Source organism: Pelosinus propionicus DSM 13327 (assembly GCF_900114615.1).
Taxonomy (GTDB): Bacteria; Bacillota; Negativicutes; order DSM-13327; family DSM-13327; genus Pelosinus; species Pelosinus propionicus.
Genome location: NZ_FOTS01000006.1, coordinates 96,799 through 113,994, shown reverse-complemented (window position 1 = coordinate 113,994; position 17,196 = coordinate 96,799). Strand labels below are relative to the sequence as shown.

The window sequence follows — 17,196 nt, the reverse complement described above, 5'->3', positions numbered from 1 at the left end:
GTAATTAGGTTATGAAAAAAAGTAAAGTACTCTTTGGTATATTGGCCATTGTTGCAGTTATTTCTCTGGTGGCAGGGTGCGGATCGAGTGACAAAACAAAGGATCAGCCGCCAGCGGCCAATCAAGAACAAGCTGCCGGTCATCAAGGGCATAGTGCATCGATGCCGAAGGAAGATCCTATGCCGATGATGAAGGACTTGGATAAATCCTTGCAGGATGTGGTCAAACAAACCAAGGCTGGACAGACAATGGATGCGCAAAAGAGCGCGGCACAACTCGTGAGTACTGTGGAAAAAATTGTGCCCCATATGATGGATGCCAATTTAAAAGACAATTTGCGCAAAGCGGCAGGTGACATCAAAAATACTGTTAACTCCGGAAAAATGGACCTGATTACCATCGAAGGTAAAGTAAAGACCATGCAGGAGATTATGAAATCAACGACATCTCACTTACAGACCATGCAACACTAAAAGTTGTCTGGGGAGGAGAAGTGGAGCATGAAAAAATGGATAGCTTTACTATGTATCGGAACTCTTTTTAACGGCACAGGAGTGGTTCAGGCTTCTCCAACCTCTGGTTATAGTCAGTTTATGCAGTCATTGGATTCTATAGTAACAGGCGCGACCATGCCGGTAGCGGATGAACAGCAGATAGCAGCTCGATCTGCTGCTCTGCCTATCGGGCAGTCTGGACAGTCAGCACAAATATTGACCATTGCCAGCAGTCTGCTCGGTCAGCCAGTAGTGTGGGGAGGGGCCTCGCCCGTCCAGGGATTTGACTGTTCCGGATTCGTGCAATATGTGTACAGGCAAGCGGGTATCAATTTGCCTCGCACCGCTGATTTACAGTTTTTAGTTGGAAGAACCGTATCGCCAGCTTCCCTGCAGCCAGGAGATTTAGTGTATTTTACTACCTATGAACCAGGTGCATCTCATGTGGGGATTTACATTGGAAGGGATAAATTTATTCATACCTCTTTTTCAAAAGGTGTAGTCGCCATTGGGGATATGAATGATCCATATTTTATGCAACGCTATTATGGTGCAAAACGTGTATTATGATAAAAAAGATCAGGCACTCCAAAGGCTGCCTGATCTTTTTTATAGTTGGTATTAGCAAAATAAAATATATTGGGAAATTCTTGAACTGCTACATAGCGATCCCGATAGGGTGAATCGTGCTAGGATGGATGATAAAATCCAGCCAGTGATTATACAGATCATTTGATAAATAACCAATTAATCATATGTATGAATATAAAAACTAACCACTCTATCAATAGTTCATGATAGAGTGGTTAGAGTTTATGTATGGAAGTTTAATGCTTAGAGAGAACACCGTTAATTCTAGTGTTAACTACACCATTTTCCATCCAGCCTTCCACTGTATGACCACCGATGAGCTTTTTACTGTAGTGGGTAGGGTTGTGGTCAATCACGGTATATTGCCGGCTGCTTTTGCTACCACTTACGATCGTTTTAAGGTCTTTATTGATGCGATAAGATTTAGTAGTAATTCCGTCCGTTCTGGTGTTGACTACACCATCTTTAGTCCAGGATTCGATGATATGATTACCGACAGCTTTTTTACTGTAGTGGGTAGGATTGTGATCAATCACGGTATATTGTCGGCTGTTTTCGCTACCACTTACGATCGTTTCAAGATCTTTATTGATGGGATAGGATTTAGTGACAACTCCGTTAATTCTGGTACTAACTACATCGTTTTTAACCCAGCTTTCCATTGTACGACCACCGACGATTTGTTTATTGTAAAGGGTAGGATTGTGGTCAATCATGGTGTATTGCCGACTGTTTTCACTACCGCTAACGATCGTTTCAATGCCTGGTTTAATTGGGTTTATTTCCGGAAGAATTTCATTAGCGGAAACCATACTAGCTCCTATTACATTCATTACCAATAAGGATGCAGTTATAAAAGTTTTTTTCATTTTTAAATTTTCCCCCTTAAGTCTTATTACCAATATAATACATAAATAAAATGAATATCTAGTGAAGGACTTATGAAGAACTTGTGTTGTTTTTTAGTACTATCGAATGCCGAGGCTTTTTTGGCGCTGTTAACGGCAATGCTTGCTAGCAGCTTATGGCTGTGGTATCGGAAAGGAGAGACTGAATAACATGCCAGAAGAACGGGAATCACTGGAATGATTTGGTGAAGGCTATGCCGCCTATGCGGCAGTGACTCCAAGGTTTTTCCAAGAGTGGGTCGGCTGCTCTTAGCCGGGGATAAGCAAAATAAGTAATAGGATCTTCATAAGAAATCCACAATCTTTGTTTATAATAAGGATGTAAGATATAAATAAAAGTAGTCTCTCGAAAAGTTTCATTTAGGATGACGGTAAAGAAAATACTTGTTCTTTTGAGAGTACACTTAATTAACGGGAGGTAGACAATGAAAAAGAAAATGTTAATCATAACAGCCCTAGCTGCATTGATTGCGGTGCCAGTTTTCGCGGCTGCCAAGGACCAGGTTAAGGAGCAGTGTGGGCCGGCAAATGGCAACCATCAGCAGATGATACAACAAGCTGTGAAGGATGGTACTATTTCTAGCAATGAGGCTGCTACCTTAAATGAAAGCATGGAAAAGGTGGCTCCTATTATGGAGAAAATCAGGAAAAATCATGGTATGATGCAAAGTGCTGACAATGACGCAGCAGAAAGCTGCAAATAGACGAATAGAAAAATCCCTGCCACATCCTAAGATGAATTTGGCAGGGATTTTTCTATTTCTAAACAAATAAGTTCATATAGTTGTTATAGCTCAAAGTTACCGTTAGATTCAGGTTGAAAAAGGATTTTATCCACCTTCAGCCTTAAGGTGCCATTAGGGATTTTCCAATCAAGTATGTCTCCTACTCGGTAGCCTAAGATCGCTGTCCCAATAGGTGCCAGTACTGAAATTTTATCTTCGGCTATATTGGCTTCATCCGGATACACCAAAGTATAAATTAACTCTTCATCATGATCCAAATCTTTTAATACCACTTGAGAGTGCATTGTGATAACATCAGCCGGAATCTCCTCCGGCTGTGTGATAACAGCTCGTTCCAGCTCATAAGTCAGATCGTCCAGATAAGCTTTGTTACCTGGTTGAAATTCCTCTTCCAATACAATCAGCCTTTGTAATTTTTTCTTGTCCAAATTAGTAATAAAAATTTCTTTTGAAATGATCAGCAGCTCCTTTATAATTAAACTTACAGAATAAATTGATAATTTTCAATGAAAATTCAGATGAAGTATTGTTCTACTGCCGTCTTAGTGCCTGGATAAATATACAGCGACTATCGTTGGTGTGATAGCCGCTAATCAGATGAACTTATATATTGGTTAAAAACCTATACCTTATTGTTACATATTTTGTGCAATAAGTAAAGTACTGGTGAATCGAAGGAGAAACAAAGAAGAATGAATGTGAAAATTATAGGAGTGATTTTATAATAAATGTAATATAAATAGATACAATGGATGGTAAGAGGGGGAAAGATATGGAACTGAAGAAAGAGAATGTGCCTTTAGCAGGCGCAGATATTAAAAAGATAGACCTTGTGAATCGAGCAGAAGCTTGTTCTATTACATTAGAGAAACTAGTATATCATTTGGAAGCCATGCGTATTGCTGAGTATTTAGAAATGTTAGAGAATCCTAAGAAAATCATTATAAATAACTTTCTCGCAGGAATAGCACGAGGGTTAGGTATGGCTGTAGGAGCCAGTGTGATTTTTGCTATCGCAATTGAAATGCTGCGAAGGTTTGTAATATTTAATATGTTTGGGTTGGGAAGCTTTATGGCAGAATTCATGAAAATAATTGATACACAAAAATAAATGCATTACAATCATTTAGTTTTGATAGATGAACGGTTACGCTAATAAAGATTTTCCTTTTAGCCAAGTAACAAATTGCTGACCTTTTGCAGTCAGGCAGCTGCCCCGTCTGCCGACTTGTGAATCAACTAGATCCATCTCACTAAAGATTGATAAGAAGCGTCTAATTTCACTTTCTGTAATATTCATGGCACATTCAGTACATTTTGCTTCAATCCATTTCCTCCCTGCCCCTGAAGGGCAGTTCTCAAGGACAGAAAGTACTAGATAGGCTTTTTCTTTATCACAATGAGCGAAAATATAACTAAATTCCGAATCAAAGTTCGTAAGGCTGCTTAAAATATAGACAGGAAGATTATTGACATCAACCGTTTGTACTGCCATACAGGAAAGATAGGCTGCTGTATTAATTAATTCTCTGACATTGCCGAACCAATTATATTTTAATAGTCTCCATTCTGCCTCTTGTGTAAGAGTGATTTTCTGGTTGTGATGTTTACTCATAAAAAAATGCAATAATGGTATAATATCTTCTGGTCGCTCTCGCAATGGGGGGATCATGATAGGAAGAACGTTTAGACGGTAAAATAAATCTTGGCGAAAGAGCCCTTTTCGTATTTCTGTCTGCAAATCTTTATTGGTTGCTGCAATCACTCGCAGATCTACATCGACGACCTTCGGAGAGCCAACGCGCATAATTTGCCGCTCCTGAAGTACTCTGAGTAAGCGTACCTGAACGGACAAGGGCATGTCTCCAACCTCATCTAAGAAAATTGTGCCGTTATTGGCTTGCTCAAACAAACCAGGTTTTCCTTCTTTGATGGCACCTGTGAAGGAGCCAGCTTCGTATCCGAAAAGCTCACTTTCCAATAAATTTTCAGGAAAAGAAGCGCAATTAATAGCAATGAAAGGATACATGGAACGGGGAGAGGCGGCATGAATGGAATGGGCGATCAATTCTTTTCCAGTTCCGCTTTCTCCTGTAATCAGTACAGTATGATTTTTCGGTGAAAGCAGCTTGGCAAAATTGATGCAGTCTTTCATCTTAGGTGATTTTGTTTGGATATTTTCAAAGGTATAGCGAGTTACTAAGCCACTTTCGCGTAACTTTTTTGAAAGACTCTTTTCTAAATTGCGTATATAGGTTACTTCTTGAAAATTGTAATAGATTCCGGCGGGTTCACCGAAATATTCAATTTTGCTGCTGCTGGCTAATAAGGAGCGGTCTTTGAATTGAATTAGTTCATCCATTGTGCCCAGGTCTGAACGCTGAAGGCATTCATTAGGGATGACATCAAAAATAGATTTCCCAATGATATTTTCTGTAATATCAAATAGTTGGCTGAACTTTTTATTGTGCAGCAAAATAATATGATCTTTATCGGTAAGTAAGATTGCGTCATGAGAAAGATTCACAACCTTATCAAGCTGCATATTTTTCATAAAAAGTTCTTTATAGCGGTTCTTAATCCCTGTATCCAGCGTGACGATAGTATCCGAGTATTTGATAAGGTGCTTGCTTGTTTCTGGTGTATCCAAATTGAAAAAATTCAATAGCGATAAAAAAGTAGAAATATCGATGTAGCGGTGGCCTACATCGATTATCTTTTTTATATAGGGTGGAACTGCATTTGCTTCTCCTAAAGTGATTGCAATGTTGATCCCGTAATACTCTTGCTTGGGATCCCAGGCAATTAAGTTTAGATGTGTAATGCCGAGTTGGTATAAAAAAGTAATTGCCTCCGTAGTAGTTTCTGGCAAATCATTTACTACTAATACATTTGTGCCCTTTGGAATTGCAGTTATTTTATAGATTTCCCGATTGGGAAGAGTGCGGCGGAGCAGAATGATACGGCTGTTGTCAGAAATGTAATGCTGAGCCTCGATGGCATGACTCTGTGCAGTGACAACCACTACATCATCGGTGATGATGTCATGGCGTTTTAGATCAGATAAATAATAGCTATGGATGGTTATGTGGTCTGAAAAGACTTTTTCTAGGTTATTTTGAATAAACTCACTAAGATTAGATGGAGACAAAGTAAGAATGCCAATGGTTTTCATTTCATTAATCCTCTTTCCGCTATCAACTACTTTGGTGTAAGTTTTCCTATACACAGAAAAGCTTTAGGGCAAATAAGAATAAACTTGATTCTATCAATTTTAATTTTACCATGATTGTAAGTTTTTGTAATTAAAATTACCTAAAGGATAAAAATACCAGTACCCCAACTAATTTCTTAAAAGGTTGTATGAAGCTGAGTAAGAATAAAAATAGGAATTTTTTTCGATAAGGGCAGGGTAATGTAACTCGTATAGATTAAAATCGCTTTGAGTTTATACGGAATACATATTGTCTATCTTTTTATGCATCTCCAATACTAGAAGTTTAGAATTTAGGTCCATTTAGGGCATTAAATAGGATGAATATATTCCTATTTAACCTATTTATAGTAATACAGTACTATTAAAAATAATTGTATGAACGAGCGGTGACTAATGAAAGTCTGCTTTAGAGCATGGATGCACAAGGCTTCTGCGTGATAAGTATAAGTTTCTTTTCTGGTTTTTCCGTTTTTTAATACTTTGGAATCTTTTGGCATAATCTTTGCAATACATTAGTAAGTGCACTTTAATACATAGTTATAGGAGGAATAGTATGTCCGAGAATCAAAGTAAGATTACCCCGTTTGATCCCCCGATGTCCCCTAACAAAGAATACCAGGAAATAAACTCATATGTGGTATTCTGGGGATTGTTCTATGCTGCTGTTTTTGCTTTGGCAGTTGGTTATTTGTGTTTGAAAATAGGGCAAACTGTAGATGCATTTGCTCCTGTTTCCGTCATGGCCATGGGGATGGCAATTATGCTAAAACGGAAAAATTCATTTCCGGAAAATGTTCATATTCAGGCTATTGCCAGCGCCGGTACCAATGGGATAGGCGGCGCTATGTTTATCCTACCAGCCTTTTATATTCTGGGAAATAATAGTCTCAGCTATTTTCAGATGGCAGTGCCAATTATCCTGGGCAGCTTGCTTGGTGTTCTAATTGCCGCTATATTCCGGCGTTATTTTTGTGAAGAAATGCATCACGTATACCCCTTTCCGCAAGGCAGGGCGGCTGCAGGCGTCTTAACTTCCGGTGAAGGAAGCAAAGCTAAACTTATGATATTTAGCGGTGCAATTGCTCTCATTTATGATTTTATCCTTAGCAGTCTGGGCTGGTGGCAGGAAGTAATCTCCAGTACTACTTTCAGCTGGGGACAGCAGTTGGCAGATAAAGCTAAGCTAACTTTTAGCTTAGACAATGAATCAGCTCTTCTGGGAATTGGATTTTTCACTGGGCTGCGCTATGCCGCCATTATTACTGCTGGTTCTTTCTTTTCGTGGTTCGTTTGTATTCCTGTCATTTATTACCTGGCAGGCGATCATCATATGATTGTCAAAGGGAAAGATATCTTATTGGCGAATGCTCCCATCGGTGTGGTATTTCGTGAATACGTACGCCACATTGGCATTGGTATGCTGGCTATGGCAGGAGTTATCGGTCTTTTATCCATGTCTAACGTTGTGATTAGCGTAGCAAAAAACGTGATGACTGGCTTGCTTAAAAGAAGCAGCGATACTCAGCAAAGCTTGCAGCGCACACAGAAAGATATTCCCATGCCTCTCATTGTAAGTGGCATGGTTGCCATTATTTTACTGTTTGCAACGTTCTTCCATACCTTTTTCTCTCAAAGTATCCTGCAAACTGTGCTGGCAATGGTAATTGTTGTAGTATTTTCTATCATGTTCTCAGTGGTCGGCATCAGCTCGATTGCATTTACCGGTACTGAACCCGTTTCTGGTATGACTATTTTTATGATCATTGTTTCCGCGCTCATCCTGGGAAGTGTCGGAATGCATGGCGATATGGGAATTACTGCTATCTTAATGATGTCAGCTTTTTTATGCACTACTTTGGGGGTAGCTGGTAATTTTATGTCAGAATTGAAAGTGGCTCATTTGCTGGGGGCAACTCCGCGCAAAATGCAACAATGGCAATTGGTTTCTTCTATGCTGGCTGCTACTTTGGCTATAGGCGTTCTCATACTGCTTAACCAGGCGTATGGTTTCGTGGGGCAGGGAGCTTTGCCAGCGCCGCAAGCCAATGCTATGGCGGTTATTGTTAAGCCTCTAATGGAAGGTGGTTCAGCGCAATGGCCTCTTTATATGACCGGTGCTTTCTTTGCCGTTATTCTATGGATGGTCAAAGTTCCTCCTCTGGCTTTTGCTCTTGGTGCCTATCTGCCTATGGAAATTAACTTACCGCTTTTAGTTGGAGGTCTCATTTCCCACTTTGTTTCTAACAGCAGCAAAGATGAGCATTTAAATGCTTTACGTCTTAGTAAAGGGGAAACCATCGCCTCAGGACTAATCGCAGGAGGAGCAATCGGCAGCTTGATCAGTGCCGTATTGCGAATCATGGGGTTCAATTATTTTTTGGAAGAGTGGGTGGAGACACCTGCCGCTACGTACCTCGGAGTTTTTGTCTACCTGCTGCTTTGTACCTTGCTTTATAAAATAGCTATGAGTGCTAAAGCAGCTACAAATGATAGTGGTTTAAACAAGACTGTCGGCAGCTAATTCAGGTAGCACCAATTTAATGCTCCTTTAGCGCAGGACGGCGCAATGCTGCGGTTCCTGTATTAATCGCTTATTCTGTGATAAGACGGTTGAGTCCCGGAGTAGAGGACGCAGGTGAAAGTGGTGTTATAGCCCTTTTGCATTACTGTTTTGATGAAGACTATATGATATGTATCTAAGGAGGAGCTGTTTTGACGATTCCAATAGTTGGCATTTCGGCCAGTATGCTGATTACCGAGGATGGATCATGTTTAGGCAATGAGCAGGCCTATGTCAATAAATATTACGTAAAGGCGTTAGCTGCTGTTGGAGCGGCACCCTTGCTGCTTCCTATCGTGGAGAAAAATGATTTGCTGATCCGGGCGCAGCTTCGGCAGGTTGATTGTTTACTGCTCTCCGGTGGATATGATATAAATCCGCTTTTATATGGCGAAGAACCGTTGCCCGAGCTGGAGTATATTATGCCAGAACGTGACGAATATGAAGTAAAGCTGATTCAGATGGCTCTTGAAATGAATAAGCCGATTCTTGGCATTTGCCGAGGAATGCAAATCCTTAATGTTGCTTGCGGTGGTACCCTGTATCAGGATCTTAATCAATTTTCATTAAAGCATTTCAAACATCAGCAGAAAAGTAAAACGGATACTGCAAGCCATACGGTAGAATTTATTCCCAATACTAAATTGCATCGTATTATGGGGGTAGATACTACCAAAATTAATACATTTTATCACCAGGCAATTAAAGATACCGCGCCTAACTTTATTATCAATGGTAAGGCAAAAGATGGCATCATAGAAGGGATTGAAAAAACAGGTGAAAATTTCGTTATGGGTGTACAATGGCACCCAGAAATGATGATGGAAAAAGACGTGTCTATGTTAAAAATTTTTCAAAGTTTTATCGGTTTTGTAAAGCAGCTATAAGAATGAGATCTAACATTTACATCTCCTGAATAAACTAGGAATCACGCACTTTAACTGTAAATTTATCTGCAAGGGGGAGAGTATCATAAAAAAAAATATAGTAATCATCGGTACGGGGGGAACTATTGCTGGCAAAGCTTCTTCTGCAACAGAGACGCTGCATTATACTTCTGCAATCTTATCGGTGGATAATCTGATTCAAGAAATTCCAGAAGTTCATGAGATTGCCCATATTAGTGGAGAACAGCTAGCACAAATAGACAGCTGTGATATGACATGTGAAATATGGCTGCAATTAGCAGCACGTGTGAATGAACTTTTAATGTCTAATAAAGTGGACGGAATCGTTATTACTCATGGAACTGATACATTAGAGGAAACAGCATATTTTTTGAACTTGGTAACCAAAAGCCAAAAACCAGTAGTGCTGGTTGGTGCTATGCGGCCTGTTACTGCGATGAGTGCTGACGGTCCAATGAATCTTTACAATGCAGTAACTCTTGCTGCCAATGACAAAGCTATTGGGAAAGGCGTGTTAGTTGCTCTAAATGATACGGTCAACTGCAGTCGTGAAGTTACCAAAACCAATACAATGCTGCAGGATAGTTTTCAAGCGCCTGATTTAGGATATTTAGGTTATATCCAGGGGGGAATTCCATATTTTTACCGGCTTCCAGCCCGAAGGCATACAATTTGCTCGGAATTTATTACAAAAGGAGTCACTGAGCTGCCTAAGGTTGAAATTATTTACGGTTACGTCGATAGTAGTTCAATCATGGCAGAAGTCGCTGTAAAAACTGGCGCAAGAGGAATTGTTTATGCCGGATTAGGTAACGGAAATATGTCGCAAAGTATAAAAGAAGGGCTCATCAACCTTGAGAAACAAGGTATCGTTATTGTTAGGAGTAGTCGTGTAAGCAGTGGCATTGTTACACGTAATGGCGCGGTAAATGATGATAAGCATCATTTCGTAGTATCGGATACCCTAAGTCCGCAAAAATCCAGGATACTTCTGATGCTTGCCTTGCTTACCACCAATGATCCCGTGGAAATACAAAGGATATTTTGGGAGTATTAAGAAGCATGTTTAGTGAGAATTAAAATCTCGAATATGTAGAACCACAGAAAACAAAGTGCACCGTGAGAGTCTTGTTATTACAAGCCACTATTTCTCAGTGCACTTTGTACATCTGTGGTTTATTTTCTTGCATTAAAAATAGATCATGAGCATTGTAAAAAAGAGGTTTTGTGTCGAGGAATGTCTAAGGGGGATAGATAAAACATATTTAGTTAGATAATTATTATCCATGTGGACACTGGATAATAATTACATAGTGTTATATTGTTATAGGGAGAATACTATATTTAAGTATAAACATTTAGAGAAGAAGAAATACTATTCTTTCGATTCGGAGTAAGTAATGCGAAAGGTGATTGCTCTCCTTTTTCTTTGAACAAAAAAGTGTGGTGAAAAGATGAAAATTTTTGTGGCAAGACAACCGATTTTCAATCGAAAAGAGCATGTTGTTGCCTATGAATTGCTCTTTCGTTCTGGTGATGTTGCAACTTATGATGCCGAGGATGATGATGAAGCTACTGTGAGTGTTATTTCAGGAGCTTTTTTATTGTTAGGTATGGATAAGACAACCGACAGAAAAAGGGCTTTTATTAACTTTACCCGCAACTTGTTAAAAAGAGATATTGTGATGCAGCTGCCGTCTCAATCCGTGGTGATTGAGATACTTGAAAATATTGAACCGGATGAAGAAATATTAGAGATATGTACGAATTTGAAAAAGCTAGGGTATGTAATCGCACTTGATGATTTTATTTTTTCAAAAAAATTTTTACAGTTGATACAACTGGTGGATATTATTAAAGTGGATTTTATGGCGACGCTAGGGGAGGAGCGTAAAAACATTATTACGGCAGTAAATAATCCCCGTATTAAGTTTTTAGCAGAAAAGGTGGAGACTCGAGAGGAATTTGAGCAAGCGGTTTCCTTAGGATATAGTTATTTTCAGGGATATTTTTTTAGTAAACCTGAAATTTTATCAGAAGAAGATGTTCCTAGCTATAAAGTCCAATATATACGTATTTTGCAGGAAATACATCGTACGGACTTAGATTATAGTCGCATGGAAGAAATTATTAAGCATGATGTTGCATTTTCTTATAAATTATTAAAATATGTTAATTCTGCTCATTTCGGTTTTCGCCAGAAGGTACATTCCATTAGGCAAGCTCTCGTTTTGCTTGGAAAACGTCAAGTGGAGCAATGGATATCTCTTCTTATTCTGAGGGAGCTAGGGCGGGATCGCCCTGAAGAGATTGTGGTATTGTCAGTAATAAGAGCTAAATTTGGTGAAAGTCTCGCACAAAAAATGAATGTGCCGATGTTAGCTCCCGATGCGTTTATTATGGGAATGTTCTCTATGTTGGATTGTTTATTAAACAGACCCATAAAAGAAATTTTAAAAGATTTGCCTGTTTCCATTGGGGTTAAAGATGCTTTGTTAGGTGCTAATAATCAGTTAGGAAATATCTATGGCTTACTGCTGTCTTACGAAAAAGGAGAATGGAGCGATGTTTCTTTTTATGCAGACAGATGTAATATTCAGGAAGAGGAAGTTCCTGAATTGTATCTAAAATCCCACCAATGGATAAGTATTTTTCTAAAGGAAAGCAGCAGTCAATAAATAAGTAGATTGACTTAGTAAGGTATCAAGCAACTGATCGATTATAAATGAATATTTGCAAAGTAGGTGAAGGAGAAGGAATGAAAAAGAATTATTATGACACAACTCCTTTACGCAGAAATTATATATTCTCTAATCCCATGGTCATAGCGATCGTTGTCTTCCTCTTGTCTACCGCATTTGCGACATGGATCATATGGCAAATGGAGCTGGACCGTATTAAAATTGCCAGAGTGCATGCCTTTGAGATAGCAAGTGGTTATGCAGATGCAATTATACATGCAAATGAAAGTAATTTTGCTACTGCCTATGTATTAGCGGCGTTGGTTAAGCAAGGAAACGGTGTGGTCCCTCATTTTCATGATGTGGCAAGCCAAATGCTGCTGTTGTATCCTGGGATAGACTCACTGCAGTTGGCTCCTGGGGGAGTTGTGCAGTTCATTGAACCTCTTGCTGGTAATGAAAAAGCCATTGGACATGATCTGATGAAGGATGAAATGAGGTCTGCCGAAGCAAATTTGGCTCGTGATACAGGTCAGTTAACCTTTGCAGGGCCTTTCAAAATGATTCAAGGCTCCTTTGGCGGAGTAGGGCGTCTGCCAGTATTTCTTAATGATGAAATGGGCGATTCTTATTTTTGGGGCTTTGTTAATGTGGTACTTCGCTTCCCAGAGATTCTTGAATCTGCTAACCTTTCTCAATTGGAAATGCAAGGTTTCGCTTATGAATTATGGCGCATCCATCCAGATACAAAACAAAAAGAAATTATTATTGCATCTAAAGCCATTCTAACAGGGGAACCTGTGGAAAGGATGGTGAATCTGTCTAACGCCACGTGGATACTTAGCATAGCCCCCATCAATGGCTGGAGTGTTCCTTATGGACTGTTTTTAAAGATGATGCAGGGGATGATCTTTAGTTTATTAGTAGCATGGCTAGCTAAGCTGATTATTGATTTGAAACGGCATAAGGCGGAGTTGGAATGCCTTGCTTTTTTTGATACGTTAACAGGCCTCCCCAATAGACGTTTGTTATATGACCGTCTTAATCAGGCTATGGCATGGAGCAAGCGTGATGAGAAAATTTTGGCTATCTGCTACTTAGACCTAGATAATTTTAAATTGGTTAATGATACATTAGGCCATGAGAGTGGTGATTGTTTACTAATCGAAGTGACAAAGCGTTTTAGATCCTGCCTGCGTGAACAGGATACATTGGCACGGATAGGAGGCGATGAGTTTGTACTCCTTTTGCAAAATCTCGAAGAGACCAATCAGTATAAAGTGGTTTTGGAACGTATCTTAAAAGCTGCCGCGGATCCTATTGCTTTAAGTGATAAAAATGTGATGGCATCCATTAGCATTGGAGTTACCTTATATCCACAGGATGATAATGATCCTGCAACCCTACTGCAGCATGCTGATGAGGCAATGTACCAAGCAAAAAGGGATGGTAAAGGAAAAATCTGCTTATTTGAGAAGGCAAGCGCAGCGTTTAAAAAATGTTAACTGAAAATATCAGTATATATTGAAAAATTGTTACGCATCGAAAGACGATGATGTAGCGATTTTTTATGCTATTTAAGAAGGTAAATACTTTAAAATGACGAAACTTTATCAATAAAAGTAAGATAGTGTAGAATTCTTGAAATAATTACCATTTTTATGATGAATAGGAAGGACTGTTTAACGATGACACGTAAATATGAATTTAAATGGGATCTTTTGGGCGATATTGTTGAGGGACGCCCTAATCTTGGTCCTATGGTGCACATAGAAGCATATCGATTGATGCAATATTGCTTCCGTGATATTTTAGAGAAAAACTTTGGTACAGAAAAAACTGATCAGTTGTTTTTTGAGTCAGGCCAATTGGCAGGAGTAGAATTTTATAAGAATTTAATAAAAGAAGCCTCTAGTTTTAATGATTTTATAAAGACATTGCAAGCAACTTTGGTTGAGAAGGGAATTGGAATACTAAGAATGGAGGAAGTCGACTTAGAAAACGGTAAATTCGTCATTAGCGTATTTGAAGATTTGGATTGTTCAGGACTACCAGAGCTGGACTATGAATTTTGCAGATATGATGAAGGATTTATTGCAGGTCTATTAGAAGCTTTTACAGGACATCGGTTTCATGTGAAAGAAATTGATTGCTGGTGCACAGGAGATCGTACCTGTCGTTTTGTTGCAGAAATTATTAACGATTAATATTGTTTTGTGCAGTTACTAGTTAACGGCGTCAGGGGGATTGAAGGTGAATTATACAGAAACCATTGAATTGCTGTTACATGATCTATTAAGAAAACGTGGTACTCCTGCATGTGTTAATGATGAGCTTAATGATCATCCGGCTATTTTGCAATTAATTGAAGATCTTATGGCCATTCGAGAATTTACTTATGGAATATCTAATGGTGATTTGTCCCAAAACTTAAGTATGAAAGGGTATTGGGCTGGAGCATTAAAAGCATTGCAATCTAATTTACGGCATTTAACCTGGCAGACCAGTATGATTGCTTCCGGCGATTTTAGTCAGCGTATTGATTTTATGGGGGATTTTTCAGCATCTTTTAACATCATGATACAACGGTTGAAACAAGCAGAAGAAAATGAAAAGAAATATATGACTGAGTTAGAGAAGCGCGAGGCGCAGCTTAAGGAAAGTGAGCAAAAGTATCGACTCATTGCTGAGAATATGGACGATATGATCGTACTTATGGATGATGACAAGAAGGTTATCTATTGCAGTCCGTCCATTAAAAGGCTGCTGGGTTATACGGCTGCAGATTTTATTGAATTATCGTTAACGCAGCATTTACTGCCTTTTATCACTATTCAATTAGGAAAAATAGCTGAGCAAGATTTGGCGGCTCCTCCTGTGCTTATGGAAGTAGAGCAGCAGCGTAAAGATGGAGAAATCATTTGGTTGGAATCATTAATGAGTATCGCTAAGGATGAAGAGGGGCAGAATATGGGATTTCTTTGTGTAATTAGAAATATTACACAAAGGAAACTAGCAGAAAATGATTTGCAGCAATCCTATGAACGAAGGCTAAAAAATGATTTCTTTATGAAACTTCTAAATGGTGATTTTGAAACTGAGGCAGATGGTTATAATCATGCTTATCGATTAGGAATTCAGCTTCCTAATCATTTTTCGTTATATTTTTTAAGTATTGATGATAGCGGTAGTTTTATTAGTGAAGTCGAAGTCAATGTACTAGAACAAAGACAAAAAAACATGGATGCGCTGATTGATCAGCTCACCAATCAAGAGGCTACAATTGCCTGGGAAGTGCCAGAAGGTATTGGCATATTGAGTGCTATATGTGATTCGAATCATAAAAGCAAAGAAATACAATTGGCAGAATCTTATATTGATCTTGTATCATTATCTTTTCCTGGCTTACAGGCTCACATTGGTGTAGCCGACTATTTTGATTCCTTAACGCATATTGCTCTTCGATTTAAGCATGCCCAATCAGCAGTACGCATTGGCAAGAGAATTTGGAGTCAGCAAATGGTGTATCACTTCGACGATTGTGGTGTTTATCAAGTTTTAATTCCTTTTGCGGATTCAGATGAATCGGATATGTTTGTCAAAAAGACGTTAGGTCCTTTACTCGAATATGATCAAAAAAATCAAACGGAGTTAGTTGATACATTGGAGAAAATTTTATCGGGCCTCAGTTTAAAGGAAGTTGGCAAGCAAACCTTCTTTCACTATAAAACGATTCAAAATAGAAAGCAGAGAATTGAGAATATATTAAATGTATCGTTAGACTCAGCAGAAGTGCGTACGATGCTTGGGACAGCGATACATCTTCTGAGAATGATTTCAGGTAAAGGCTGATCTATGAAAGAAACGGAAATAATAAATTGAAATTATTTATCTTTTGAAGATAATAAACAGAGAATTTTGATAAGATGTATTATATGCAAAGGATAATGGAATTTCTTGAATGAGTATAGTATACTTGAATAAAATTGAATCTTATTGGCAAACTTATTGAAAAATAAGGACGCAAAACTATGGGTCTAATGATGTCGCATCAATGACTGCCAGGTTGCATCAGTAAACAATTACTTGATGAACCTGGCAGTTTTTTGTAGATTTGGCAGTTTATCCTGATATAAAAAATAGGTGCTACTTATTGGTATGAAAGTTTACTATTGTGGAGGAGGCGAGTTTGTGGGAGATGAGAGTGAATTTGAAATGACTCAAGAAGAATTAGATGACTTAGTTAAAAAGCTTCCTATGATTCTAGAAGAACTAGAGAAATGGAATCCGGCTCCAGCTGTTAAATTTTCATTTTGCGAATAAAAGAGGAGGTGATTATCATGAAACATAAAATTTGCATAAAAACGCGCTATCGAACGCATCAAGGCGTGAATAAATCTGCTGCAGAGATAATGCCTTTGCTGAACAGGACTTAGCATTAGATCGCAAGAGCTATATCAAGAATAAACATATAGAATGAAAAAGAAGCTGGTCTCGTGACAGCTTCTTTTTTTGTTGGCTTTAATGTAATTTAGTTATAAAAAATGGTTGCTATAATTACGAATCGTAATTATAATCGTATTAAAACTTATTAATAGGAGGAATATATGGTAGATAAATTAGATTTAAAAGTAGTAGAACAATTAATGGAAAGGGCGCGTACTACTTGGGCAGAACTAGGTCTTATCTTAGGATTATCAGCTCCAGCGGCTGCTGAACGAGTTCATAAGTTAGAGGAGCGCGGTATTATTAGAGGATATTGTGCAATAGTAGATCCTGAAGCAATTGGCTATGGTTTAGCTGCCTATATTGCTGTATATCTTGAAAAGCCTGAACATCGACAAGGATTTCTGGAATTTGTTCAAAATACGAGAGAAGTACAAGAATGTCACCATATTGCTGGGGATGAGGACTATATGCTGAAAGTAAGGTGTAAAGGGACGCGTGATTTAGAACGGATCGTGAGTGAAAAAATTAAATCTATTCCAGGTGTTGCAAAAACTCGTACCACGGTCATTTTATCTACAGAAAAAGAAACTCCTATATTGCCGATAGAGAGGGTTGAAGAGATAAAATAGAGAGGAAGTTGTT

At 38.6% G+C, this 17,196-nt stretch carries 16 protein-coding genes and 1 riboswitch; of the genes, 13 read left to right on the top strand and 3 right to left on the bottom strand.

The features are described from left to right. Positions 1–11: 11 nt before the first annotated feature. Together BMZ99_RS04665 and BMZ99_RS04660 are read left to right on the top strand one after the other, a co-directional pair. Positions 12–473: a hypothetical protein gene (locus tag BMZ99_RS04665; protein WP_090933424.1), complete on the top strand. Its 462-nt coding sequence runs from the start codon at positions 12–14 to the stop codon at positions 471–473. A 27-nt stretch (positions 474–500) separates the two neighbouring features. Beyond that, a complete protein-coding gene (locus tag BMZ99_RS04660; protein ID WP_090933421.1) occupies positions 501–1,064 on the top strand; it encodes a C40 family peptidase in 564 nt (187 codons plus the stop codon). Positions 1,065–1,321: 257 nt separating this feature from the next. Here BMZ99_RS04660 and BMZ99_RS04655 read toward each other — a convergent pair whose 3' ends face one another. Continuing rightward, positions 1,322–1,987, bottom strand: a complete 666-nt coding sequence (locus BMZ99_RS04655; RefSeq protein WP_245754820.1) for a hypothetical protein — start codon at positions 1,985–1,987, stop codon at positions 1,322–1,324. Between the two features lie 431 nt (positions 1,988–2,418). Here BMZ99_RS04655 and BMZ99_RS04650 point away from each other — a divergent pair, with 431 nt between their 5' ends. Continuing rightward, the gene (locus tag BMZ99_RS04650) at positions 2,419–2,697 is read left to right on the top strand and encodes a hypothetical protein (RefSeq protein WP_090933417.1); all 279 of its coding nucleotides are present in this window, start codon (positions 2,419–2,421) and stop codon (positions 2,695–2,697) included. 83 nt (positions 2,698–2,780) lie between these two features. Here BMZ99_RS04650 and rnk read toward each other — a convergent pair whose 3' ends face one another. Next, positions 2,781–3,176, bottom strand: coding sequence for a nucleoside diphosphate kinase regulator (rnk, locus tag BMZ99_RS04645; protein ID WP_456107083.1), 396 nt, complete (start codon positions 3,174–3,176; stop codon positions 2,781–2,783). A 335-nt stretch (positions 3,177–3,511) separates the two neighbouring features. On the opposite strand from rnk, the gene BMZ99_RS04640 reads away from it, so the two are divergent. Further along, complete coding sequence (locus tag BMZ99_RS04640; RefSeq protein WP_090933413.1) at positions 3,512–3,850, top strand: DUF5665 domain-containing protein; 339 nt, start codon at positions 3,512–3,514, stop codon at positions 3,848–3,850. 36 nt (positions 3,851–3,886) lie between these two features. Here BMZ99_RS04640 and BMZ99_RS04635 read toward each other — a convergent pair whose 3' ends face one another. Next, positions 3,887–5,914 carry a sigma-54 interaction domain-containing protein gene (locus BMZ99_RS04635; protein ID WP_090933411.1) on the bottom strand — a complete coding sequence of 676 codons (2,028 nt, stop codon included), beginning with the start codon at positions 5,912–5,914 and terminating at the stop codon, positions 3,887–3,889. Positions 5,915–6,509: 595 nt separating this feature from the next. Here BMZ99_RS04635 and BMZ99_RS04630 point away from each other — a divergent pair. The 9 genes from BMZ99_RS04630 to BMZ99_RS04590 all read left to right on the top strand — a co-directional run bounded on the left by BMZ99_RS04630 (position 6,510) and on the right by BMZ99_RS04590 (position 17,183). Next, positions 6,510–8,477: an OPT family oligopeptide transporter gene (locus BMZ99_RS04630; RefSeq protein WP_090933409.1), complete on the top strand. Its 1,968-nt coding sequence runs from the start codon at positions 6,510–6,512 to the stop codon at positions 8,475–8,477. Positions 8,478–8,668: 191 nt separating this feature from the next. Next, entirely contained in the window at positions 8,669–9,403 is a 735-nt protein-coding gene (locus tag BMZ99_RS04625; RefSeq protein WP_245754818.1) for a gamma-glutamyl-gamma-aminobutyrate hydrolase family protein, read from the top strand. 25 nt (positions 9,404–9,428) lie between these two features. Beyond that, positions 9,429–10,481: an asparaginase gene (locus tag BMZ99_RS04620; protein ID WP_322787900.1), complete on the top strand. Its 1,053-nt coding sequence runs from the start codon at positions 9,429–9,431 to the stop codon at positions 10,479–10,481. Between the two features lie 397 nt (positions 10,482–10,878). Next, positions 10,879–12,102: an EAL and HDOD domain-containing protein gene (locus BMZ99_RS04615; protein WP_090933405.1), complete on the top strand. Its 1,224-nt coding sequence runs from the start codon at positions 10,879–10,881 to the stop codon at positions 12,100–12,102. A gap of 47 nt (positions 12,103–12,149) precedes the next feature. After that, positions 12,150–13,610 (top strand): sensor domain-containing diguanylate cyclase, encoded by a 1,461-nt coding sequence (locus tag BMZ99_RS04605; RefSeq protein WP_245754817.1) that lies wholly within the window; start codon positions 12,150–12,152, stop codon positions 13,608–13,610. Between the two features lie 156 nt (positions 13,611–13,766). Beyond that, the gene (locus BMZ99_RS04600) at positions 13,767–14,312 is read left to right on the top strand and encodes a V4R domain-containing protein (RefSeq protein WP_245754816.1); all 546 of its coding nucleotides are present in this window, start codon (positions 13,767–13,769) and stop codon (positions 14,310–14,312) included. Between the two features lie 46 nt (positions 14,313–14,358). Continuing rightward, entirely contained in the window at positions 14,359–15,957 is a 1,599-nt protein-coding gene (locus BMZ99_RS04595) for a PAS domain S-box protein (protein WP_245754815.1), read from the top strand. Positions 15,958–16,093: 136 nt separating this feature from the next. Then, positions 16,094–16,179: riboswitch (cyclic di-GMP riboswitch) on the top strand. Between the two features lie 117 nt (positions 16,180–16,296). Then, the gene (locus tag BMZ99_RS27335; RefSeq protein ID WP_281246745.1) at positions 16,297–16,428 is read left to right on the top strand and encodes a hypothetical protein; all 132 of its coding nucleotides are present in this window, start codon (positions 16,297–16,299) and stop codon (positions 16,426–16,428) included. 284 nt (positions 16,429–16,712) lie between these two features. Continuing rightward, a complete protein-coding gene (locus BMZ99_RS04590) occupies positions 16,713–17,183 on the top strand; it encodes an Lrp/AsnC family transcriptional regulator (RefSeq protein WP_090933401.1) in 471 nt (156 codons plus the stop codon). Positions 17,184–17,196: the final 13 nt, after the last annotated feature.

Bases quoted from the DNA above. Each gene is read 5' to 3' on its own strand.
- BMZ99_RS04665 (WP_090933424.1), top strand. From the start codon at position 12: ATGAAAAAAAGTAAAGTACTCTTTGGTATATTGGCCATTGTTGCAGTT.
- BMZ99_RS04660 (WP_090933421.1), top strand. From the start codon at position 501: ATGAAAAAATGGATAGCTTTACTATGTATCGGAACTCTTTTTAACGGC.
- BMZ99_RS04650 (WP_090933417.1), top strand. From the start codon at position 2,419: ATGAAAAAGAAAATGTTAATCATAACAGCCCTAGCTGCATTGATTGCG.
- BMZ99_RS04640 (WP_090933413.1), top strand. From the start codon at position 3,512: ATGGAACTGAAGAAAGAGAATGTGCCTTTAGCAGGCGCAGATATTAAA.
- BMZ99_RS04635 (WP_090933411.1), bottom strand. From the start codon at position 5,914: ATGAAAACCATTGGCATTCTTACTTTGTCTCCATCTAATCTTAGTGAG.
- BMZ99_RS04630 (WP_090933409.1), top strand. From the start codon at position 6,510: ATGTCCGAGAATCAAAGTAAGATTACCCCGTTTGATCCCCCGATGTCC.
- BMZ99_RS04615 (WP_090933405.1), top strand. From the start codon at position 10,879: ATGAAAATTTTTGTGGCAAGACAACCGATTTTCAATCGAAAAGAGCAT.
- BMZ99_RS04605 (WP_245754817.1), top strand. From the start codon at position 12,150: ATGAATATTTGCAAAGTAGGTGAAGGAGAAGGAATGAAAAAGAATTAT.
- BMZ99_RS04600 (WP_245754816.1), top strand. From the start codon at position 13,767: ATGATGAATAGGAAGGACTGTTTAACGATGACACGTAAATATGAATTT.
- BMZ99_RS04590 (WP_090933401.1), top strand. From the start codon at position 16,713: ATGGTAGATAAATTAGATTTAAAAGTAGTAGAACAATTAATGGAAAGG.